Here is a 20615-nt window from a genome sequence, read left to right as displayed (position 1 = left end):
TTAGTTAGGGCTACCTAACTCGTTCACCTGTCGACCAGCGGCATCTGGATCTCGGTGATCCACTGCGCCTGGTCGGGTGCGTCGCAGTCGATGTAGACCTCCCGCGAGGTGTTGTCGGGCCGGTCCCCGGCCTGCGCGATGCCGGTTCCGAGCTCCTGGTAGGCCGCGCTGATGCTGTCCATGGCGCCCACGTGGAGATAGGTCGCCATCCGCTCCACGGCCGGCAGGTCCAGCGCCTCGACACCGTCCGGCAGCTCGGCGTCGGCGCGCACGGGGAGGCCGGCGCAGCACTCGAGACCGGCCCCGTCGGGGAGGTCCTCGTAGTACGCCACCGGGGGTCCGACGACGAGGTCGCGGTGGTCCGCCATCGCCTGCCCGAGCGTGGCGAACCCGTGCTGGATCACGGGGCTGATCTCGGCGCTGTCGATCTCCGGTGCCCGGCCGCGCACGACCGCGAGGCGCAGGGCGGGGACGTGCTTGATCTCGATGGTGGTCTGGCTCATGGTGCTCTCCCTCTCGATGAGTCGGAGCCTCGCCGCGACCCGGTCCAGCCGCGCGGTGTCGGCCTGGATCTGCGCTGCGAGCGCCTCGTGCCGGTGCCTGAGCAGGGCGGCGAGCGCGCTGCCCGTGAGCTCCTGGTCGAGGATCTGGCGGACCTCGTCGAGCGAGAGTCCGAGGTCCTTGAGCGTGAGGAGCCGGTTGAGGCGCTGCAGCTGGTCTACGTCGTACGAGCGGTAGCCCGTCCACGGGTCGACCCGGGCCGGCCGGAGCAGACCCATCGCGTCGTAGTGGCGCAGCTGCCGCACGGACACGCGTCCGAGCCGGGCGAAGTCTCCGATGCTGATCATGACGTCCTCACCGTCGGCCCTGACACAGTGTCAGAGTCAACCATCTCGCTCGTGGGGTCGCTCGTAGGGTCGGCCGAAGGGCTGTAGGTGGGGGGTCTGTCAGAGGTCGCGTCTAGTCTTCTTGCATGCGGCCCACGACACAGCTCAAGCGCACCGTCGCCCCCTTCGAGGTGGTGTCGGAGTTCTCGCCGTCGGGTGACCAGCCGGCGGCCATCCACGACCTGACCCGACGCATCAACGCGGGGGAGCAGGACGTCGTGCTCCTCGGCGCCACCGGCACCGGCAAGTCGGCGACGACCGCCTGGCTGATCGAGCAGGTCCAGCGCCCGACGCTCGTGATGGCGCCCAACAAGACGCTGGCCGCCCAGCTCGCCAACGAGTTCCGAGAGCTGTTGCCGCACAACGCCGTCGAATACTTCGTCTCCTACTACGACTACTACCAGCCCGAGGCCTACATCCCGCAGACCGACACCTACATCGAGAAGGACTCGTCGATCAATGACGAGGTCGAGCGCCTGCGGCACAGCGCCACCAACTCGCTGCTCACCCGGCGCGACACCATCGTCGTGGCGTCCGTCTCGTGCATCTACGGCCTCGGCACCCCGCAGGAATACGTCGACCGCATGGTCGACCTCAAGGTCGGTGAGGAACTGTCCCGCGACGACCTGCTGCGCCGCTTCGTCCAGATGCAATACACGCGCAACGACCTCGCCTTCACCCGCGGCACCTTCCGCGTGCGCGGCGACACGGTCGAGATCATCCCGGTCTACGAGGAGCTGGCGATCCGGATCGAGTTCTTCGGCGACGAGATCGAGCGGCTCTACACGCTGCACCCGCTCACCGGTGAGGTGGTCCGCGAGGAGCAGGAGATGTATGTCTTCCCCGCCACCCACTACGTCGCCGGCGAGGAGCGGATGACGCGGGCGCTGCGCACCATCGAGACCGAGCTCGAGGAGCAGCTGGCCTCCTTCGAGCAGCAGGGCAAGCTGCTGGAGGCCCAGCGGCTGCGGCTGCGCACCACCTACGACATGGAGATGATGCAGCAGGTCGGCAGCTGCTCCGGCATCGAGAACTACTCGCGGCACATCGACGGTCGAGCCCCCGGCAGCGCGCCGCACACCCTGCTCGACTACTTCCCCGAGGACTTCCTGCTGATCATCGACGAGTCGCACGTGACGGTGCCCCAGATCGGCGCGATGTTCGAGGGCGACATGTCCCGCAAGCGTCAGCTGGTCGACCACGGCTTCCGGCTGCCGAGCGCGATGGACAACCGGCCGCTGCGCTGGGAGGAGTTCCTCGAGCGGGTCGGGCAGACGGTCTACCTCTCGGCGACGCCGGGCCCCTACGAGTTGGCCAAGTCCGACGGGGTGGTCGAGCAGATCATCCGCCCGACCGGCCTGGTGGACCCCGAGATCGTGCTCAAGCCGACCAAGGGCCAGATCGACGACCTCATGCACGAGATCACCGAGCGCACCGCCAAGGACGAGCGGGTGCTCGTCACCACCTTGACCAAGAAGATGGCCGAGGACCTGACCGACTACCTGCTCGAGAAGGACATCCGGGTCCGCTACCTGCACTCCGAGGTCGACACGCTGCGCCGGGTCGAGCTGCTGCGCGAGCTGCGCCTCGGTGAGTTCGACGTCCTGGTCGGTATCAACCTGCTGCGCGAGGGCCTGGACCTGCCCGAGGTCTCGCTCGTCAGCATCCTGGACGCCGACAAGGAGGGCTTCCTGCGCTCCACCCGGTCGCTGATCCAGACCATCGGTCGCGCCGCGCGCAACGTCTCCGGTCAGGTCCACATGTACGCCGACACCATCACCGACTCGATGCAGCAGGCGCTCGACGAGACCAACCGGCGCCGGGACAGGCAGATCGCCTATAACCGCGAGCACGGCATCGACCCCCAGCCGCTGCGCAAGAAGATCGCGGACATCACCGACCTCATCGCCCGCGAGGAGGCCGACACCCAGTCGCTGATGGGCGCGGGGCGCAACCAGTCCCGGGGGGCCCGCGGGCGGGGTGCGGTCGCGGCGGCGACCTCCGCCGAGCCGGGTGCCGTCCTCAAGGAGGCGGCCGACCTGCCCGCAGCCGAGCTGGCCCAGCTCATCCAGGACGTCACCGAGCAGATGCACCAGGCCGCGACCGACCTGCACTTCGAGCTCGCGGCGCGGCTGCGTGACGAGGTGCGCGAGCTCAAGAAGGAGCTGCGCCAGATGACGGAGGCGACCAAGTGAGCCACGAGCTGGACCGGCGCGGCCGTCGATTCCGTCCACCTGAGAGCCCTATGAGACGATTTAGCGGCGTTCGCCGGTCGAGGAGAGGCAGTACATGAGCATCCCGTTGTGGGTCTGGATCGTCACCCTCGCAGTGACCCTGGCGGTCTTGCTCTTCGACATCTTCGTGATCGCCCGCCGCCCACACGTCCCCTCGATGGGGGAGTCGGGACGCCACCTCGCCGTCTACGTCGCCATGGCGATCGTCTTCGGGCTCGGGGTGTGGTTCTTTGCGGGCGCCGACTACGGCCTGCAGTTCTTCGCCGGCTGGCTGACCGAGTACTCCCTGTCGGTCGACAACCTCTTCGTCTTCCTCATCATCATGAGCAAGTTCGCCGTCCCGGAGAAGCTCCAGCAGTCGGCCCTGATGGTGGGCATCGTGATCGCGCTGGTCCTGCGCGGCATCTTCATCGCGGTGGGCGCCGGCCTGATCAACCGGTTCTCCTGGATCTTCTACCTGTTCGGCGCGTTCCTCATCTACACCGCTGTCAAGCTCGCCTTCGAGGGCGAGAGCGACGACGACGACTACGAGGAGAACGCCTTCATCTCCTGGGTCCGCAAGCACTTCCCGGCGACCGCCGAGTGGCACGGCACCAAGCTGATCTCGCACGAGAACGGCCGCCGGGTCATCACGCCGATGCTGATAGTCATCCTGGCGCTGGGCACGACCGACCTGCTCTTCGCGCTCGACTCGATCCCGGCGATCTTCGGCCTGACCAAGGAGCCCTTCCTGGTCCTGATGGCCAACATCTTCGCGCTGATGGGTCTGCGCCAGCTCTACTTCCTCATCGGTGGGCTGCTGAAGCGGCTCGTCTACCTCGGCCTGGGCCTCGCGGTCCTGCTCGCGTTCATCGGCGTCAAGCTGATCCTGCACGCCATGCACGAGAACGAGCTGCCGTTCATCAACGGTGGCGAGCACATCGCGTGGGCCCCGGACATCCCGATCGGTGTCTCCCTCGGCGCCATCGTGCTGATCCTCGGCGTCACGACCGTCGCCAGCCTGGCCAAGACCCGGCGCGACGAGCGCGCGAACGCTCAGAGCTAGCCGACGTCGGCCGACGACTCGGCCACGGTGGCCGCCGGTCGGGCGCCGGTCATGATCAGCACGCTCGCGCCGACCACGAGGGCCATGCCCAGCAGCTGCACCAGATCTAGGCGCTGACGCAGGATCAGCAGCCCGGCGAGCGCGGCGACCGCGGGCTCCAGGCTCAGCAGGATGCCGAAGACGCGCGGGTCCATCCGCCGCAGCGCGAGCAGCTCCAGGGAGTACGGCACGATCGAGGACAGCAGCGCGATCCCGACGCCGCCGATCAGGATGGTCGGGCTGGTCAGCGGTCCGTGCGCGGTGAGCACCCCGATCGGGGAGACGAGCGCCGCGGCGACCACGAGCGCTACGGTCAGCCCGTCCAGCGATGCGAAGTGTCGCCCCACCTCCCGGCTGCACAGGATGTAGGCCGCCCAGCAGGCCCCTGCGGTCGCGGCGAACGCGATGCCGGCGTGGTCGAGCTGGTCCCACGGCACGGTCAGAGCCTGCGAGATGAGCACCACGCCGAGCAGCGCCGCGACGACGGCCGCGGCGTCCTTGGCCTTGCGCGAGAGCGCCGCCGACAGGGCGAGGGGTCCGAGGAACTCGATCGTCACGGCGACGCCGATCGGCAGGCGGGCCAGCGCCTCGTAGAACGTGAAGTTCATGGTGCCGAGGGCCACGCCGAAGAGCAGCCCGGCCCGCCAGGCGGGCCAGCCGTGCCCGCGCAGCCTCGGCCGGGTGATCAGCGCCATGATCACGGCGCTCACCAGCAGCCGGAAGGTCACGGTGGCCGGCGCACCGATCAGCGGCACCAGCGTCGCGGCGAGGGCGCCGCCGAACTGCACCGACACGATGCCCGCGAGCACCAGCACGGTCGGCGACACGAACGGCGACCCGGACGGCGACGCCGACCTGGACCGCACGGCGCGCATCGGCGAGGTCATGGGTTTCACCCTAGTGCGCAGGGCGCGAGCCGCGCGGCGGCGACCAGGGTCGCTCGGCGGTGCTCGTCGAGCGGCTCCTCCACCACCACGGCTCCGGTCTGGGGCGCGTGCAGCATCCGGGGTGCTGTCCCCGGTGCAGCGGTCGTGGCGAGCCCCACGTGGGTGATGGTGGCGTCCGGTGCGGGGGCGAAGAACAGCAGGTCGCCGGGCCGGACCTGGTCGAGGGGCACCCCGGGCAACGCATGATGCTGGTCGTGCGCGTCGCGCGGGACGACCAGGCCGGCGCGGCGAGCCGCGAGGTGCACGAGCCCCGAGCAGTCGATCCCGGCCTGGCTCAACCCACCCCACAGGTAGGCCGTGCCCAGGTGGTCGGCGGCGATCGCCGGCACCGGACGGGGGTCGGCGCGGTGCGGCTTCCCCGGCCCGGTGCCAGGGCCTACGGCTGACCCCGGCACCAAGGCGGACGTCTCGACCCAGCCGGGATAGCCGCGCGGGTCCAGGCTGCTGGGCTGCCAGGGGAGGACCACCTCGACCCGGGTTGCGGCCGGCGCACGGCCCACCACCAGCACCGGCTCGCCGGGGACCACCTGGGTGAGGCGATCGAGATCGGCCGACGCGGCGGGGGAGGGCCACAGCGAGGTCAGCTCGGAGGCGGTGAGCACACCCGCCATACTGGCACCCATGACTGCCCTGGACCCCGCCGCCTCCCTCGCGCGCGACCTGCGCGACATCATCCGGCACGCGCCCGGCCGGATCAGCGTGCAGGTGTGCGCCGAGCAGGGGGTCGTCGCCGGCTTCGACGCCGACCGCGTCGTGAGCGCCGCCAGTCTGGTCAAGGTGCCGATCCTCGTGGCGCTGCTGCGCGAGGTCGACGCGGGGCGGGCCAGGCTGGACCAGTCGGTGGCGCTGCCCCCGGTCGCCGAGCGGGTGGGCGGGTCCGGGGCCTTGGCGCTGCTGCCGTCGGTCGAGGAGCTCACCATCGGGGAGCTGCTGCGGCTCATGGTGGTCCTGTCGGACAACGACGCCGGCAACCTGATGCTCGACTACCTCGGCCTGGACCGGATCACGGCGACGGCGCGAGAGATCGGCATGCAGCACACCGTGGTCGGGCGCCGCTTCATGGACAGCGCAGCCGCCGAGGACGGCCGCGACAACCACACGACGGCCGGTGACATGGCCGGCCTGCTCGCTGCGGTGCGCGCCGGTGTGGTGCTCGGGCAGCGCTCCACCCAGTTGGTGCGCGACCTGCTCGCCGAGCAGCAGCACGCCGTCGGCATCACCGCGCTGCTGCCCGACCACGTCTGGCACGGCTCGAAACCCGGTGACCTGCCGGGCGTGCGGCACGACATCGCGCTGATCGAGACCGGTGGTCGGTGGGCGACGGTGGCGTGCGTCGCCACCGAGATGTACGACCGCCGGCACGGGGCGGACTACAGCATCAGTGTGCTGCCGGCGCTGTCGGCCGTGGGCGAGGCCGTCCTCGGCTACCTCGAGACGGAGCCGGTCCGACCCGACTGACCTGGGCCGCCGCCCGACCGCCCGCGCACCTCGTCACGCGCCTCGGTGAACGCCCGCACGCATGCGCGCACGTCCTCCTCGCTGTGAGCAGCGCTGAGCTGCACGCGAATTCGCGCCCGACCCTGCGGCACCACGGGATACGAGAAAGCGATCACGTAGACCCCCCGCTCCAGCATCGCGTCGGCCACCTGGGCCGCGACGCGGGCTCCGTCGTCCCCCGGGAACATGACGGGCACGATGGCGTGACTGCCCGGCAGCAGGTCGAAGTCGGCCGCCGACATCTGCGCCCGGAAGGCAGTGGCGTTGCGCTGCAGCGCGGCTCGGCCCTCGTCGGACGTGCGGGCGATCTCGAGGGCCTTTCGCGACCCCGCGACGACGCTCGGGGCCACCGCGTTGGAGAACAGGTAGGGCCGTGAGCGCTGGCGCAGCAGGTCGATGACCTCCTGGGGGCCGCTGACGTAGCCGCCGGACGCCCCGCCGAGGGCCTTGCCGAGGGTGCCGGTCAGCAGGTCGACGCGGTCGCGCACCCCGAAGTGGTCGGGGGTGCCGGCGCCGGACGGGCCGACGAAACCCACGGCGTGCGAGTCGTCGACCATGACCATCGCCTCGAACTCCTCTGCCAGGTCACAGATCTCGGGCAGCGGGGCGTAGGAGCCGTCCATCGAGAAGACGCCGTCGGTCACCACGACGACGCGCTGGGCGCCGGCGTCGCGCGCGGCGGTGAGCTGGTCGCGCAGGTCGGCCATGTCGGCGTTCCGGTAGCGGTAGCGCGTGGCCTTGCACAGTCGGATGCCGTCGATCAGCGAGGCGTGGTTGAGCTCGTCGGAGACGATCGCGTCGTCCGGACCGAAGAGGACCTCGAAGACGCCGCCGTTGGCGTCGAAGCAGGACGAGTACAGGATCGTGTCGTCGGTGCCGAGGAACTCGGACAGCTCGTCCTCCAGCGCCGTGTGCTGCTCCTGCGTGCCGCAGATGAAGCGCACGCTCGACATGCCGAATCCCCACCGCTGCAACGACTCTCGCGCCGCTGCGACGACGTCGGGGTGGTCGGACAGGCCGAGGTAGTTGTTGGCGCAGAAGTTCAGCGCGTCACCCTGCGCCGTGGCGATGTGCGCGGACTGCGGTGTGGTGAGCCGCCTCTCGTCCTTGTAGAGCCCCGCGGCCCGGATCTCGTGCAGCGTGGTCGCCAGCTCGTCCTTGAACGCAAACATCAGCCCACTGCTCCTTCGTCGCTCCAGTCCATGATGACCTTGCCGCACTGCCCGGACCGGGCCGTGTCGAACGCTTCCTCCCACTGCTGCGCGGGGAAGCGGTGGGTGATGACCGATCGCACCGCGTCGGCGAAGACCGTCGAGGTCTGCAGCATCGAGGACATGGCGTACCAGGTGTCGAACATCTCCCGGCCGTAGATCCCGCGGATCGTCAGCATGTGGGTGATCACCTTGCCGCAGTCGATCGGGTAAGGGTCCTTCGGCAGCCCGAGCATGGCGACCCGGCCGCCGTGGTTCATGTTGTCGATCATCTCGCTGACGGCGGGCGGCGCACCGGACATCTCCAGCCCGACGTCGAAGCCCTCCTTCATCCCCAGCGCCTTCTGGGCGTCGCGCAGCCGCTCGCGCCCCGCGTTGACGGCGAGGTCGGCGCCGGCAGCCAGCGCCAGGCCGAGGCGGGTGTCGGACAGGTCGGTGACGACGATGTGCCGCGCGCCGGCGTGCCGGGCGATCGCGGTGGCGAGCACGCCGATGGGGCCGGCGCCGGTGATGACGACGTCCTCGCCGACGAGCGGCCACTGCAGCGCCGTGTGCGTGGCATTGCCGAGGGGGTCGAAGATGGCGCCCAGGTCAGGGTCTACGGAGTCGGGCTGGACCCAGGCGTTGGCGGCCGGGATGACGACGAGGTCCGCGAACGCGCCGGCGCGGTTGACGCCCACGCCCTGGGTGTTGATGCAGACGTGCCGCCGGCCGGCGCGACAGTTGCGGCAGTAGCCGCACACGACGTGCCCCTCGCCCGAGACCCGTTGTCCCACCTGCACGCTCGCGACGTCGCTGCCGACCTCCACCACCTCTCCGTAGAACTCGTGGCCCAGGATCAGGGGTGGCGTCACCGTGGCCGCCGCCCAGTCGTCCCACGCCTGCAGGTGCAGGTCGGTCCCGCACAGGCCGGCGCGCAGGACGCGGATCTTGACGTCGGTGGGTCCCACCGACGGTTCGGGAAGGTCGATCAGCTCCAGCCCGGGGTGGGGGCCGGTCTTGACCAGTGCACGCATGATCTCCGCCGTTCTGCCGCTCCTCGTCGAGCGGCCTCGTGGGCGTCAATCTAGCGGCGCGGATCCACCGGGCGTGACCGGTCGGTCAGACCCGCGCGAGGATCTCGCCGTGCACGACGGTGAACCAGCCGTCCGGGGCCGCCGCCCACTCCCGCCACGCTCGACCCAGCTCGGCCAGCTCGTCGGCGTCGCTGAGGCCACGATCGACCGCCTGGGTGGCCAGGTCTGACCGGGTGATCCGGTCGGCCCACAGCGAGCCCCACCAGTCGCGCTCGGCGGGCGTCGCGTAGCACCACACGCTCGCCGACGGCGTCACGTCGGCCAGGCCGGCCTGCTGCGACCAGCCGAGCAGGCGCCGCCCGGCGTCCGGCTCGGCGTCGTTGCTGCGCGCCACGGCCTCGTAGACCTCGAGCCACCGGTCCAGCCCCGGCACCAGCGGCCACCAGCACATGGCGGCGTAGTCGGCGTCCCGCGCCGCGACCAGACCACCCGGGCGGGTGACCCGCGCCATCTCCCGCAGCGCTGCGACGGGGTCGGCGAGGTGCTGCAGGACCTGGTGGGCGTGGACCACGTCGAACGAGTCGTCGGCGAACGCGAGCGCGTAGACGTCGCCCGTGGTCAGCTCGGTCGTGGTGTCGCCCCGGTCGTCGGCGTGCCCGCGGGCCGTGGCGATGACGTCCTGCGAGGGGTCGAGACCCATCACCCGGCCCGGGCGCACCCGCTCGGCGAGGTCGAGGGTGATGGTGCCCGGACCGCACCCGACGTCCAGCACGTCCAGCCCGGCGCGCAGGTGGGGGACCAGGTAGGCCGCGGAGTTCTCCATGGTCCGCCACGTGTGCGAGCGCAGCACCGACTCGTGGTGCCCGTGGGTGTACTGCGATGGCGCCATCTCTACCTCATCTCATAAATCAAGACGTAAGTCTTGCCGAGTGAGACGCTAGCAGGCGGGGGCTCACCAGCCCCGGGCGCGCCAGTCGTCGAGATTGGGCCGCTCGGCACCGAGGGTGGTGTCGCCGCCGTGACCGGGGTAGACCCACGCGCCGTCGTCGTAGACGTCGAAGATCCGCTGCTCGACGTCGTCGATGAGCGACGCGAAGCTCTGTCCGGGGTTCTTGGTGTTGCCCACGCCGGCGGGGAAGAGGCTGTCGCCGGTGAATACCACGGTGAGGGTCATGGCGAGACTGCAGAAATAAGTGCTGCGCGCGGGGCCGTCTGGAGTCGCCCATTTCGCCAGTGTCGGAACTTGATCCCCTCGGTTGCCGCATCCGCCAGGCGGGCGGATGCCTTGAATTCGTGGCCATGAAGGAGGTGGGTATGGAGAGAATGAGAAATCCCAGCGTGTTTGGGTGCACCAACCGACTGCTCACGTTCACTGTCGCGCCGCCCTGCGCGTCAACCGTCACAGACCGGTTTCGCTGCCCTTTGACTTCTCGCGAGGTCAATGCATATGGAAGAGATCCGCCAAGTTTTGTCGACGGCACCCACACCTGGTCGCCAACGTGGAACTTGGTAGCCATTCATCATCCTTACAGGCACGTCGCGGGCTGCTGGAAGTCAAGCGGGACCCCGGGCCTCACCAGCCCCGGGCGCGCCAGTCGTCGAGATTGGGCCGCTCGGCACCGAGGGTGGTGTCGCCGCCGTGACCGGGGTAGACCCACGCGCCGTCGTCGTAGACGTCGAAGATCCGCCGCTCGACGTCGTCGATGAGCGACGCGAAGCTCTGTCCGGGGTTCTTGGTGTTGCCCACGCCGCCGGGGAAGAGGCTGTCGCCGGTGAAGATGTGCGCGTCGCCGCCCGGCTCCTGGTAGACGAGCGCGATCCCGCCGGGCGTGTGCCCGCGCAGCCCCAACACGTCGAACGTGAGGTCGCCGACCGTGAGCGTGTCGCCGTGGGAGAGGAGCTGGTCGGGCTTGACCGGCAGGGTCGGGCCGTCCTCGCGCCCCGCGGCGGTGCGCACGCCGGTGGCCTCGGCCACGTCCTTGAGCGCCCGGGTGTGGTCCCAGTGCAGGTGCGTGGTGACGAGCAGGTCCAGCTGGCCGCTGCCCTCGCGCACGAGCGCCGCGATCCGCTTGGGGTCGTCCGCCGCGTCGATCAGCAGCTGGGCACCCGTGGCCTTGGAGGTGATGAGATAGACGTTGTTGTGCATCGACGAGACGGCCATCTTGCGGATGACCGCGTGCTCGAGCTCGCGGACGTCGCTCGGGCCGCCAGGGGCCACGTCTCCGGTGTAGGTCATGGCTTCGCCACCTCCAGGCTCGGCAGGGTTGGGAGCTGATCCGCGGGAGGGGCGTCGATGCCGTCCGGCACCCCGCGAGCGGTCCACAGGAGCATTCCAGCACGGGGTGCCGACACCACCGGCCTCCCGTCGCCGATCGCGTAGACATCGCCCTCGTCGGTGCGCAGCGACAGCGACGGCGTGGCTGGGTTCGCGCGGTAGCGGTCGACCAGGTCGGCGAGACAGCTCTCGGCGAGCGCCGGGTCGACGTCGGAGAACGTGTATCCCGCCCGCAGGTCGACGTGGTGGAAGCCCACCTCGCGGCGGCGCACCCAGGCCAGTCGGCTGCCCGCCACGGTGGTGCCGCGCAGGGGGACCTCGGCCGCGAGGGCGTCCGGCCCCATGCCCGCGAGGGCCGTGGCCAGCCGGTCGCACGCCGCCGACAGCTGGTCGAGCAGCGTCTGCCGGTCCGCGCGAGCACCCTCCTCGATCTCCGCGGCCCGGCTCTCGGGGGAGGCGTAGAGCGGGGTGGCGGTGCCCGTCTCGGCGCTCGTCACCAGCCGGCCGAGGGCGTCGGCGCCGTGCCACAGGTGGCTGAGCACGTGGGCGCGGGTCCACCCCTGGCACAGGCTCGGCTCACGCAAAGCGGCGTCGTCGAGCGACCGGGCGGTGTCTAGCAGGGCCGCGGTCTCGGCCACGAGGGCCGACAGCTCGGCCTGGCGAGCGGCATCCGTCATGCGAGACAACCTAGTGGATGGGGGGTCTGTCAGTGGTGCCACCTACAGTAGGGAGCGTGCCAGGACCCTCAGTGAAGCCCCGCCCCCACCACGACCATCTCGTGGTGCGTGGTGCGCGCGAACACAACCTCAAGAACGTCTCGATCGACATCCCCCGGGACTCGCTGGTCGTGTTCACCGGGTTGTCCGGGTCGGGCAAGTCGTCCCTCGCCTTCGACACCATCTTCGCCGAGGGCCAGCGCCGCTACGTCGAGTCCCTGTCCGCCTACGCGCGCCAGTTCCTCGGCCAGATGGACAAGCCCGACGTCGACTTCATCGAGGGGTTGTCGCCGGCGGTCTCCATCGACCAGAAGTCCACCAACCGCAACCCGCGCTCGACCGTCGGCACCATCACCGAGGTCTACGACTATCTGCGGTTGCTGTTCGCCCGTGCGGGCCGCCCGCACTGCCCGGTGTGCGGCGAGCCGATCGGGCGGCAGAGCCCGCAGCAGATCGTCGACCAGCTGCTCGCGCTGCCCGAGCGCACCCGCTTCCAGGTCCTCGCGCCGATCGTGCAGGGCCGCAAGGGCGAGTTCGTCGACCTGTTCGCCGAGCTGCAGACCAAGGGTTACAGCCGGGCCCGGGTCGACGGTCAGGTCGTGTCGCTCACCGAGGTTCCGGCGCTGGAGAAGCAGCGCAAGCACACCATCGAGGTCGTCATCGACCGGCTGGTGGCCAAGGGTGACGACCCGAGCGCCGCCCGACGCCTCACCGACTCGGTCGAGACGGCGCTCGGGCTGACCGGCGGCGTCATGCTGGTCGAGTTCGTCGACTCCGGCGAGGAGCGCCGCTTCTCCGAGAAGCTCGCCTGCCCCAACAACCACCCGCTCGCGATGGACGAGGTGCAGCCGCGCTCGTTCTCCTTCAACAGCCCGTTCGGCGCCTGCCCGGCGTGCACCGGTCTCGGCACCGAGCTCGAGGTCGACCCTGAGCTGATCGTCCCCGACGAGGAGAAGTCGCTCAACGAGGGCGCCATCCTGCCGTGGGGCCAGGGCAGCGGGGCGGCCGACTACTTCCTGCGGGTCGTCGGCGCGCTCGCCCGTGACCTCAGCTTCTCCCTCGACGTGCCCTGGCGGGCGCTGCCCGAGCGGGCCAAGGAGGCCCTGCTCTACGGGCAGGACTACAAGGTGCACGTCCGCTACCGCAACCGCTACGGTCGCGACCGCTCCTACACGACCGGCTTCGAGGGTGCGGTGCCGTTCGTCAAGCGCCGGCACGCCGAGACCGACTCCGACTGGTCGCGCGAGCGCTACGAGGGCTACATGCGCGAGGTGCCGTGCCCCGTCTGCCAGGGGGCCCGGCTCAAGCCCGAGTCGCTGGCCGTGCTGCTCGGCGGCAAGAGCATCTCCGGTGTGTGCGCGCTCTCCATCCGGGATTGCGCCCAGTTCCTCACCGAGGTCGACTTCACCGAGCGCGAGCGGGCCATCGCCGAGCGCGTCATCAAGGAGATCGAGGCCCGGCTGGGCTTCCTGCTCGACGTCGGTCTGGACTACCTGTCACTCGACCGACCGGCCGGCACCCTGTCCGGCGGCGAGGCGCAGCGCATCCGGCTGGCGACCCAGATCGGGTCGGGCCTGGTCGGCGTGCTCTACGTCCTCGACGAGCCGTCGATCGGCCTGCACCAGCGCGACAACCACCGGCTGATCGAGACGCTCACCCGGCTGCGCGACCTCGGCAACACCCTGATCGTCGTCGAGCACGACGAGGACACCATCGCCACGGCCGACTGGGTCGTCGACATCGGGCCGCGCGCGGGGGAGCACGGTGGTGAGGTCGTGCACTCGGGGCCGGTGGCCGAGCTGCTCGCGCACCCGACCTCGCTGACCGGGCGCTACCTCTCCGGGCGCGAGGAGATCCCGATGCCGGAGGTCCGTCGCCCTCCGGAGACCGAGCGCGTCGTCCGCGTCCTCGGGGCCCGCGAGCACAACCTGCGCGACGTGTCCGTCGGCTTCCCGCTCGGGCGCCTCGTCGCCATCACGGGGGTGTCCGGCTCGGGCAAGTCGACCCTGGTCAACGACATCCTCTACACCGTGCTCGCCAACAAACTCAACGGCGCCCGCCAGGTCGCCGGGCGACACCGCACGGTCACCGGCCTGGAGCACCTCGACAAGGTGGTGCACGTCGACCAGAGCCCGATCGGTCGCACGCCGCGCTCCAACCCGGCCACGTACACCGGCGTGTTCGACCACATGCGCAAGCTCTTCGCGTCGACGACCGAGGCCAAGATCCGCGGCTACCAGCCGGGTCGGTTCTCGTTCAACGTCAAGGGCGGTCGCTGCGACAACTGCAACGGCGACGGCACCATCAAGATCGAGATGAACTTCCTGCCGGACGTCTACGTCCCGTGCGAGGTGTGCCACGGCGCCCGCTACAACCGCGAGACGCTCGAGGTCCACTTCAAGGGCAAGACCATCGCCGACGTCCTCGACATGCCGATCGAGGAGGCCGCCGAGTTCTTCGAGGCCGTCCCCGCGATCGCGCGGCACCTGCGCACCCTGGTGGAGGTCGGGCTCGGCTACGTCCGACTCGGTCAGCCCGCGACCACCCTCTCCGGCGGTGAGGCCCAGCGCGTCAAGCTCGCGGCCGAGCTGCAGAAGCGCTCGACCGGGCGCACGGTCTACGTGCTGGACGAGCCGACGACGGGGCTGCACTTCGAGGACATCCGCAAGCTGCTGCTGGTGCTGCAGGGCCTCGTCGACAAGGGCAACACCGTCCTGGTCATCGAGCACAACCTCGACGTCATCAAGAACGCCGACTGGATCATCGACATGGGTCCCGAGGGTGGCGCCGGCGGCGGTCTGGTGGTCGCCGAGGGCACCCCCGAGGACGTCGCCGCCAACCCCGACAGCTACACCGGTCGGTTCCTCGCGCCCGTCCTGGAGAAGACCCAGCAGCGGGCCACCGTGACGTCCACGGTCGTCGAGCGCCCCGGCCCAGCGGCGGAGGGCAAGAAGTCCACGGCCAAGAAGACGGCTGCCGACAGGACCAGCACGACGTCGGCCAGCACGAAGACCGCCGCCACGAAGGCCGCCGCCAAGGCCCCGGCGAAGAAGTCCGCCGCCAAGAAGGCGCCGGCCACCGCCGCGCAAAAGGCTGCCGCCCGCGTCCGCCGCGCCGGCTGAGCGGGGCGGCGACGGGGGCGGGATCGCGGTGACCGAGTCGTCCGGGGCAGCCGGCGTACCTCGGCGGGCGGAGGTCGTGGGCGCTCTCGCGGCGGAGCTGGACCGGGTGCGGCCGGGGCGGCGCTGCCTGGTGGCCCTCGACGGGGTCGACGGTGTCGGCAAGTCGCACCTGGCGGCCGAGCTGGTCCACCACGCGCTGTCCTACGGCGGCCGACCGATGGTGTCCGTGAGCATCGACGGCTTCCACCGGGCTCGCGCAGACCGGATAGCAGCGGGTCGAGGCCCGGAGGGCTTCTACCGCGGGTCGTACCGCTACGACGAGTTCCGCCGCTGCGTGGTCGACGCCGTGCGGCTCGGTCAGCCGCTCGTGCCGGCGGTCTGGGACGTGGCGCGCGACGAACCGGCGGCACCGGAGGCCATCGAGCTGGCGCCGGAGGCGATCGTGCTGGTCGACGGCATCTTCCTGCAGCGTCCCGAGCTCGTCGACGTCTGGGACGCCACGGTGTGGGTCGAGGCGCCGTTCACCGTGACGGTCCCGCGGGGGAACGCCCGGTTCGCCGGGCCGCACGACGCGGACCCGGAGGCCGCGAGCAACCGGCGCTACGTCGGCGGGCAGCGGCTCTACCTCGAGCAGGCGCGGCCGCGCGAGCGGAGCACGTGGGTCCTGGACAACACCGACCTGGACCGGCCGCGGCTGACCCGCTCGTCTGCTCCGAGCGCCCCAGCAGACCCGCCTGCGCCTGGTCAGCAGACCTTGCGGCCCGAGGCGACCTTCTTGTAGGTGCAGGTGTGGACGACGGCGCCGGTGCTGGAGCGGAGCGTGGCCGTGTCGCCGGTGTTGTTCCAGATGTAGCCGTTGCGGCTCACCGGCTTGGCACCTCGCACGCTCTGCCCCCAGTAGGCGTGGGCCGCGGTGGTCTTGCCCTGCCCGGAGTGCAGCACGACGCTCTTGCCCGCAGCGAGGACAAAGCCCTTGGGGAAGGTGTAGCGGTGGATCGCGCCACGGTCCTCGACCCGGTAGCCACCGAGGGCGACGGGCTTCTTCGTGGTGTTGGCGATCGCGAGGTACTCACCGTTCAAGGTGGCGTTCGTGGCGGGCTCGTCCTTGACCTTGGTGCCGCCGTAGTCCGCCTGCCAGGTGGTGATGCGCACCGCGGGGGTGGCGGCCTGGGCGCTCTGCGCGGTCAGGGTGGGTGCGGCCGACACGGCGGTGGTGGCGACGAGGGACAGGGCCAGCAGGCTGGAAGCGCGATTCATGAGGGACCAATCAGACTCAGGTGGACGAGCCCAGCGGAGCGACAGCCGCACTGGTGGTGGCTGAGCCTATACATTCCGTGGTCCCGGCGGGGCCGAACGCGTCACGCACCCGGGTGAAGCACCCGGTTGGCTCTGAGTACCTCTCGACGCGAGATCTGAGTATCTGAGCCGATCCGCCGGCCCCGCCCGGGTCGAGAGGGTGGGGTCATGGACGCCCACTACGACCCGTCTCGCTGCCCTCAGTGCGGTGGTGGCCTCGCTCCTCGTCCCGTCTGCCCCTCGTGCGGTCTACGACTGGACTCCCCACTGGTCGCCACCCTCGGTGTGGCGCTGCGCGAGACCGACGGACTGCTCACTCAGATCCGGGCGAACCCCGCGCTCTTCCTGCCGCTCCCGGCGGACCCGAGCCGGCACGCCGCGACGCCGAGCCTGGTCTACGCCACCCCCCAGCCGGCCCGACGCCGAGGCGCGTCCGTCGGCGCCATCCTGCTCGCGGTGGGCGGCCTGTGCCTCGTCATCGCCGGTGGCGTCTTCACCGCCTGGGCCTGGACGCTGCTCGGCTGGGCCGGTCGCGCCGGGATCATGGTCGCCGTCGTCGCCGCACTCCTCGCGTTGGCGGTCGTGAGCGCCCGCCGCGGTCTCCGCGCCTCGGCCGAGACCCTGGCCATCGTCAGCGCCGGGTTCTGGTGGGCAGCGGAAAGCAGTGTGCAGCAAGGACTTTCGCCGTACTTCCCGGGCGCCGTCACCGATCTCGGTGCCGCCCTCCTGACCCTGGTCGCCGTCGGTGCTGGAGCCACCTGGCTCGCCCGCCGCCCGGGTCATCACCAGCTGCCGGCGGTCGAGCCTCGAAGCACGGGGGTCAAGGCTCGACCGCCGGCCGGATCGTGGGCCCTGGACGTCCACGCCGCCGTAGCCCTCGTGGTGGGCGCGACCGCGCTGCCGCGGATCACGGGCGTCCCGGCCACCGTGACCTGGTCGCTGCTGGCAGCCGTCGGGGTGCTGGGGCTGGCGCTGCGCCGCCGCCGTGGCGTGAGCCCGGGGGTGCTGACCCAGGTCGTCGCCGTCGGCGCGGGGCTGTGCGGCTACCTGGCCCTGGTGTGGCGGGGGCTGCTCCCCGCCGACCAGAGGCTCGGCGACGCCGGTCTCGTCGACGGGTATGCGGCTCCGGTCGGCCTGGCCACGCAGCTCGCCGACCGCTGGACGCTGGTCCTCGCCGCGCTCGCCCTGACCGGGGTCTCAGCGGTGTCGCGGCGCCGGGAGGTCCGGGTGGGCGCCCTGGCCCTGGCGGGCACCCACCTCGCGGGCTGGGTGACGCTCTGCGCGGTCCTCGCCCAGGTGCCCCGGCTGCCGCTGCTGGCCGCCGGCTGCGCGGTCGTCCTCACGACGGCGGCCAGCGGGTGGTGGCGCGAGCGCGGCCTGCAGCCCACGACGGGTGCCCTGCTCGGCCTCGCCGCACCCGTGCTGCTGGCGGCGCTCGAACCGGCGCCCGAGCTGCTCGCGGCGGCGGCGCGTCGGCTGATCGAGGCCGGTCACGGCACCTGGATGGCGCCGGCGCCGGCCGGCGCCGCTGACCTGCTCGCCGTCGCGCTGGTGGTGGTCGGTCTGGCGGCCCAGCCCCTGGTCGCCCGGCTGCACCGCGCCGCTGCCGTAGACCCCGCGCTCGCCGCCGCGGTCGTGCTCGCCCTCGTGTGCGTGGCTCACGTCCGGCCGGGCGCGGCGACCCTGGCCCTGCTCGCCGGCCTCGGCCTCGGCCTGCTTGCCGTCCGTCGGGTGCTGGGCCCGGACCAGCCAGGTCGGACCCGCTCCGCCGTGGCCGCAGGTGTGGTCCTCGCCCCGCTGCTCGCCCTGGCCGGGCTGCCGGACGTGCTCCGGCCGGCGTCCTTCGCGGTCCTCGCCGTGGCCCTCGTGGTCGTCGCGGTCGACGAGCGGCGCCCCGAGCTGCGTGGGGGAGCCCTTGCCCTCGCCGGCGCCTGCACCCTGGCCCTGCTCGAGTCCGGACTCGGGCTGGCCGGACTGACGGCGCACCAGCGCGGCGCCCTGCTCGTCGGCATCAGCGCCGTGCTCCTCGGCGCGTCCGCCGGGGCGCGCCCGGCCGGCGAGGACCGGTCGCACGTGGGCCGGGCCGGCCCCGCTGCGCGGGCGGCCCGCGCGCGGGTGGCCGCCAGCGCCGAGGCCGTCAGCGCAGCGGCCACGGTCGTGAGCGCGGCGAGGCTCGACGACGCCGGCGCCACCGCTGAAGCGGGTCTTTGCGGCGCCGCCACCGCCACCTCCCCCACCGCCGCCAGCGCCAGCAAGGGCGCGGACGCACTCGACCGCCTCGCCCTCGAGGTGACCGCCCTGCTGGTCGCCGTGACCGCCTGGGCCCTGCTGGCGAGCGACCTGAGCCTGCTGGCCGTCGGCCTGACCTTCACCGGCGTGGGGCTGGGGGTGGCGCGCGCCCGGTGCGACGACCGGCCGGTCTACGGCTGGGCTGCGGGGGTGCTGCTCACCGTCGCCACCTGGCTGCGGCTGGTGGACGCCGACCTGCGCACGCTCGAGCTCTACACCGTGCCGGCCGCCGTCGCGCTGCTGGTGTGGGGAGCGCGCCGGCTGCACCGCGAGCGCGACACCGCGTCGGAGGCGGGCGTCGGACGCTCGCGGCTCGAGCTGCCCTGGCACGGGACGGGGCGGTCCACCTGGACCACGCTCACCCCCGGGCTGGCGCTCGGCTACGCACCGAGCCTCGCCGCCGCGCTGAACCACCCGGTCAGCGTGCGCGCCCTCGTGGTCGGGCTGGTCGGTCTCGCGCTGGTGCTCGTCGGCCTGCGGCTGCGGCTGGCGGCACCGTTCACGGTGGGAGCGGTCGGCACCGCCGCGCTCGCGCTGGCCGAGCTGACGCCCTACGTCACGGTCGTGCCGCAGTGGCTCCTGCTCTCGGCGGCCGGCGTCATGCTCGTCGGCCTCGGCATCACCTGGGAGCAGCGCCTGGGCGACCTGCGCCGGGCTCAAGGCTTCGTCGGCCGGATGCGCTGACGAAGAGGGGGAAGAAGGGGGAAGGCGAAGCCCGCCCTCGCGGGGGAGGGCGGGCTTCGTCAGCCGGGGTCCAGCCGGGGTGGACTCAGGACCCGGAGACGGCTGCGGCCAGCTTGTTGAGGCTGTCCTCGAGCTGGTCCTTGGACACCAGCGGGAAGCCGACCTTCTGCAGCAGCGCCTTGTCGGTGACACCACTCCAGTCGTAGGTCAGCGTGACGGTGGTCTGGTCCGGTCCGTCGGCCTGGAGCTCCCACACCCACTGCCAGCCGGGCGGCTCGGTGCCGGCGGGCGCGGTCTTCCACGCGAGCAGCCGGTCCTTGTCGTAGCCGACCACGTGGTTGTCGGTCTGGTAGTCGCCGCCCATGTGCGCACCGCTCATGTTCATGGTGAACACCTGGCCGTTGGCCGTGATGCGGTCGGTCTTGTGGTCGGACTGGATGAATCCGGAGCCGTCGAGCTCGACGTGCCGGGCCGGGTTGGACAACACGTCCCACAGGTCCTTGGCCGAGGCGTCGATCGTGCGGCTGACGGTGATCTTCTTCGACTCGTCGCTCATCCTCACTGCCTACCCGATCGCCCGCGAATCATGCAGCGCGCGGCGGATGTCCCGCGGCGGATCGCGCCGCGGACGATCGGGAGGCAGGTGACGCTACCCCTCGCCGAGGTAGGCCTTGCGGACGTCGTCGCTGGCCAGCAGCTCACGGCCGGTGCCGGAGAGCACGATCGACCCCACCTCGAGCACGTAGCCCCGGTCGGCGAGCTTGAGCGCCGCGTTGGCGTTCTGCTCGACGAGCAGCACGGTGGTGCCCTGCTCCTGCAGCGTCTTCACCGTCGACATGATGCGCTTCATCATCAGCGGCGACAGGCCCATCGACGGCTCGTCGAGCAGCAGCAGGCGCGGACGCGACATCATGGCGCGGCCCATGGCGAGCATCTGCTGCTCGCCGCCGGAGAACGTGCCGGCGGGCTGGGCGCGACGCTCCTGCAGGATCGGGAACAGCTCGAACACGCGGTCGAGGTCCTCGGTGAAGGCCCCGTGGTCGGTACGCGAGAACGCCCCGAGCATGAGGTTCTCCTCGACGGTCATCCGCGGGAAGATCCGTCGCCCCTCGGGCGACTGCGCGACGCCGAGCGTGACGATCTTGTGTGCCGGCACCTGGTCGAGCCGCTTGCCCTCGAAGTAGATCGCTCCGCTGGACGGGCGCAGCAGCCCGGAGATCGTGCGCAAGGTGGTGGTCTTGCCGGCACCGTTGGTGCCGATGAGCGTGACGACCTGGCCCTCCTCGACCTCGAAGGAGATGCCCTTGACGGCCTCGATCTTGCCGTAGGCGACCCGCAGGTCCTTGACTTCGAGCAT

Annotated in this window: 17 protein-coding genes and 1 pseudogene; 6 read left to right on the top strand and 12 right to left on the bottom strand. The window is 71.3% G+C overall.

The window, feature by feature from the left end:
• Nucleotides 1–23: 23 nt before the first annotated feature.
• On the bottom strand, nt 24–848 hold the full coding sequence (locus MM440_RS13365; RefSeq protein WP_241444854.1) for a MerR family transcriptional regulator: 825 nt from the start codon (nt 846–848) through the stop codon (nt 24–26).
• Nucleotides 849–973: 125 nt separating this feature from the next.
• Between MM440_RS13365 and uvrB the strand changes: the two genes are divergently transcribed.
• Entirely contained in the window at nt 974–3082 is a 2109-nt protein-coding gene (uvrB, locus tag MM440_RS13360; RefSeq protein ID WP_241444853.1) for an excinuclease ABC subunit UvrB, read from the top strand.
• Between the two features lie 94 nt (nt 3083–3176).
• Entirely contained in the window at nt 3177–4166 is a 990-nt protein-coding gene (locus tag MM440_RS13355) for a TerC family protein (RefSeq protein WP_241444852.1), read from the top strand.
• Here MM440_RS13355 and MM440_RS13350 read toward each other — a convergent pair.
• Together MM440_RS13350 and MM440_RS13345 are read right to left on the bottom strand one after the other, a co-directional pair.
• A complete protein-coding gene (locus MM440_RS13350) occupies nt 4163–5092 on the bottom strand; it encodes an EamA family transporter (RefSeq protein ID WP_241444851.1) in 930 nt (309 codons plus the stop codon). The genes MM440_RS13355 and MM440_RS13350 overlap by 4 nt on opposite strands.
• A gap of 5 nt (nt 5093–5097) precedes the next feature.
• A complete protein-coding gene (locus MM440_RS13345; protein WP_241444850.1) occupies nt 5098–5775 on the bottom strand; it encodes a C40 family peptidase in 678 nt (225 codons plus the stop codon).
• Between MM440_RS13345 and MM440_RS13340 the strand changes: the two genes are divergently transcribed.
• A complete protein-coding gene (locus MM440_RS13340; RefSeq protein WP_241444849.1) occupies nt 5774–6610 on the top strand; it encodes a serine hydrolase in 837 nt (278 codons plus the stop codon). The two genes, MM440_RS13345 and MM440_RS13340, sit on opposite strands and share 2 nt — an antisense overlap.
• On the opposite strand, the gene MM440_RS13335 is transcribed toward MM440_RS13340, so the two are convergent.
• The 6 genes and pseudogenes from MM440_RS13335 to MM440_RS13310 form a co-directional block, all read right to left on the bottom strand.
• Entirely contained in the window at nt 6577–7821 is a 1245-nt protein-coding gene (locus tag MM440_RS13335; RefSeq protein WP_241444848.1) for a glycine C-acetyltransferase, read from the bottom strand. The two genes, MM440_RS13340 and MM440_RS13335, sit on opposite strands and share 34 nt — an antisense overlap.
• On the bottom strand, nt 7821–8876 hold the full coding sequence (gene tdh / locus MM440_RS13330) for an L-threonine 3-dehydrogenase (protein WP_241444847.1): 1056 nt from the start codon (nt 8874–8876) through the stop codon (nt 7821–7823). Before tdh ends, MM440_RS13335 begins: the two co-directional genes overlap by 1 nt.
• Nucleotides 8877–8961: 85 nt before the next feature.
• Nucleotides 8962–9765: a methyltransferase domain-containing protein gene (locus MM440_RS13325; RefSeq protein WP_241444845.1), complete on the bottom strand. Its 804-nt coding sequence runs from the start codon at nt 9763–9765 to the stop codon at nt 8962–8964.
• A 63-nt stretch (nt 9766–9828) separates the two neighbouring features.
• Nucleotides 9829–10041: pseudogene (locus MM440_RS13320) on the bottom strand (MBL fold metallo-hydrolase); the annotation flags it as partial.
• Between the two features lie 408 nt (nt 10042–10449).
• A complete protein-coding gene (locus MM440_RS13315) occupies nt 10450–11112 on the bottom strand; it encodes an MBL fold metallo-hydrolase (protein WP_241444844.1) in 663 nt (220 codons plus the stop codon).
• Nucleotides 11109–11828, bottom strand: coding sequence for a maleylpyruvate isomerase family mycothiol-dependent enzyme (locus tag MM440_RS13310; RefSeq protein WP_241444843.1), 720 nt, complete (start codon nt 11826–11828; stop codon nt 11109–11111). The genes MM440_RS13315 and MM440_RS13310 overlap by 4 nt, the downstream gene beginning before the upstream one ends.
• Nucleotides 11829–11899: 71 nt before the next feature.
• Here MM440_RS13310 and uvrA point away from each other — a divergent pair, with 71 nt between their 5' ends.
• On the top strand, nt 11900–14989 hold the full coding sequence (gene uvrA / locus MM440_RS13305) for an excinuclease ABC subunit UvrA (protein WP_241444842.1): 3090 nt from the start codon (nt 11900–11902) through the stop codon (nt 14987–14989).
• 28 nt (nt 14990–15017) lie between these two features.
• Complete coding sequence (locus tag MM440_RS13300; protein ID WP_241444841.1) at nt 15018–15770, top strand: nucleoside/nucleotide kinase family protein; 753 nt, start codon at nt 15018–15020, stop codon at nt 15768–15770.
• Here MM440_RS13300 and MM440_RS13295 read toward each other — a convergent pair.
• A complete protein-coding gene (locus tag MM440_RS13295) occupies nt 15734–16246 on the bottom strand; it encodes a lamin tail domain-containing protein (protein WP_241444840.1) in 513 nt (170 codons plus the stop codon). The two genes, MM440_RS13300 and MM440_RS13295, sit on opposite strands and share 37 nt — an antisense overlap.
• A 207-nt stretch (nt 16247–16453) precedes the next feature.
• Here MM440_RS13295 and MM440_RS13290 point away from each other — a divergent pair, with 207 nt between their 5' ends.
• Complete coding sequence (locus MM440_RS13290; RefSeq protein WP_241444839.1) at nt 16454–19258, top strand: SCO7613 C-terminal domain-containing membrane protein; 2805 nt, start codon at nt 16454–16456, stop codon at nt 19256–19258.
• Between the two features lie 85 nt (nt 19259–19343).
• Here the strand turns inward: MM440_RS13290 and MM440_RS13285 are convergent, their stop codons facing one another.
• A complete protein-coding gene (locus MM440_RS13285) occupies nt 19344–19814 on the bottom strand; it encodes an SRPBCC family protein (protein WP_241444838.1) in 471 nt (156 codons plus the stop codon).
• A gap of 93 nt (nt 19815–19907) precedes the next feature.
• A complete protein-coding gene (locus MM440_RS13280) occupies nt 19908–20615 on the bottom strand; it encodes an ABC transporter ATP-binding protein (RefSeq protein WP_241444868.1) in 708 nt (235 codons plus the stop codon).

The organism is Arsenicicoccus piscis (assembly GCF_022568835.1).
GTDB lineage: Bacteria > Actinomycetota > Actinomycetes > Actinomycetales > Dermatophilaceae > Arsenicicoccus > Arsenicicoccus piscis.
Note: the sequence above shows the minus strand (reverse complement) of the source record. Positions and strands in the feature narration are given on the sequence as shown.

Excerpts from the sequence above, each read along its gene's own strand:
- MM440_RS13295 (WP_241444840.1), bottom strand. The coding sequence starts at position 16,246 with ATGAATCGCGCTTCCAGCCTGCTGGCCCTGTCCCTCGTCGCCACCACC.
- MM440_RS13350 (WP_241444851.1), bottom strand. The coding sequence starts at position 5,092 with ATGACCTCGCCGATGCGCGCCGTGCGGTCCAGGTCGGCGTCGCCGTCC.
- MM440_RS13335 (WP_241444848.1), bottom strand. The coding sequence starts at position 7,821 with ATGTTTGCGTTCAAGGACGAGCTGGCGACCACGCTGCACGAGATCCGG.
- tdh (WP_241444847.1), bottom strand. The coding sequence starts at position 8,876 with ATGCGTGCACTGGTCAAGACCGGCCCCCACCCCGGGCTGGAGCTGATC.
- MM440_RS13290 (WP_241444839.1), top strand. The coding sequence starts at position 16,454 with ATGGACGCCCACTACGACCCGTCTCGCTGCCCTCAGTGCGGTGGTGGC.
- MM440_RS13365 (WP_241444854.1), bottom strand. The coding sequence starts at position 848 with ATGATCAGCATCGGAGACTTCGCCCGGCTCGGACGCGTGTCCGTGCGG.
- MM440_RS13325 (WP_241444845.1), bottom strand. The coding sequence starts at position 9,765 with ATGGCGCCATCGCAGTACACCCACGGGCACCACGAGTCGGTGCTGCGC.
- MM440_RS13285 (WP_241444838.1), bottom strand. The coding sequence starts at position 19,814 with ATGAGCGACGAGTCGAAGAAGATCACCGTCAGCCGCACGATCGACGCC.
- MM440_RS13280 (WP_241444868.1), bottom strand. The coding sequence starts at position 20,615 with ATGCTCGAAGTCAAGGACCTGCGGGTCGCCTACGGCAAGATCGAGGCC.
- MM440_RS13315 (WP_241444844.1), bottom strand. The coding sequence starts at position 11,112 with ATGACCTACACCGGAGACGTGGCCCCTGGCGGCCCGAGCGACGTCCGC.
- MM440_RS13340 (WP_241444849.1), top strand. The coding sequence starts at position 5,774 with ATGACTGCCCTGGACCCCGCCGCCTCCCTCGCGCGCGACCTGCGCGAC.
- MM440_RS13310 (WP_241444843.1), bottom strand. The coding sequence starts at position 11,828 with ATGACGGATGCCGCTCGCCAGGCCGAGCTGTCGGCCCTCGTGGCCGAG.
- MM440_RS13355 (WP_241444852.1), top strand. The coding sequence starts at position 3,177 with ATGAGCATCCCGTTGTGGGTCTGGATCGTCACCCTCGCAGTGACCCTG.
- uvrB (WP_241444853.1), top strand. The coding sequence starts at position 974 with ATGCGGCCCACGACACAGCTCAAGCGCACCGTCGCCCCCTTCGAGGTG.
- MM440_RS13345 (WP_241444850.1), bottom strand. The coding sequence starts at position 5,775 with ATGGGTGCCAGTATGGCGGGTGTGCTCACCGCCTCCGAGCTGACCTCG.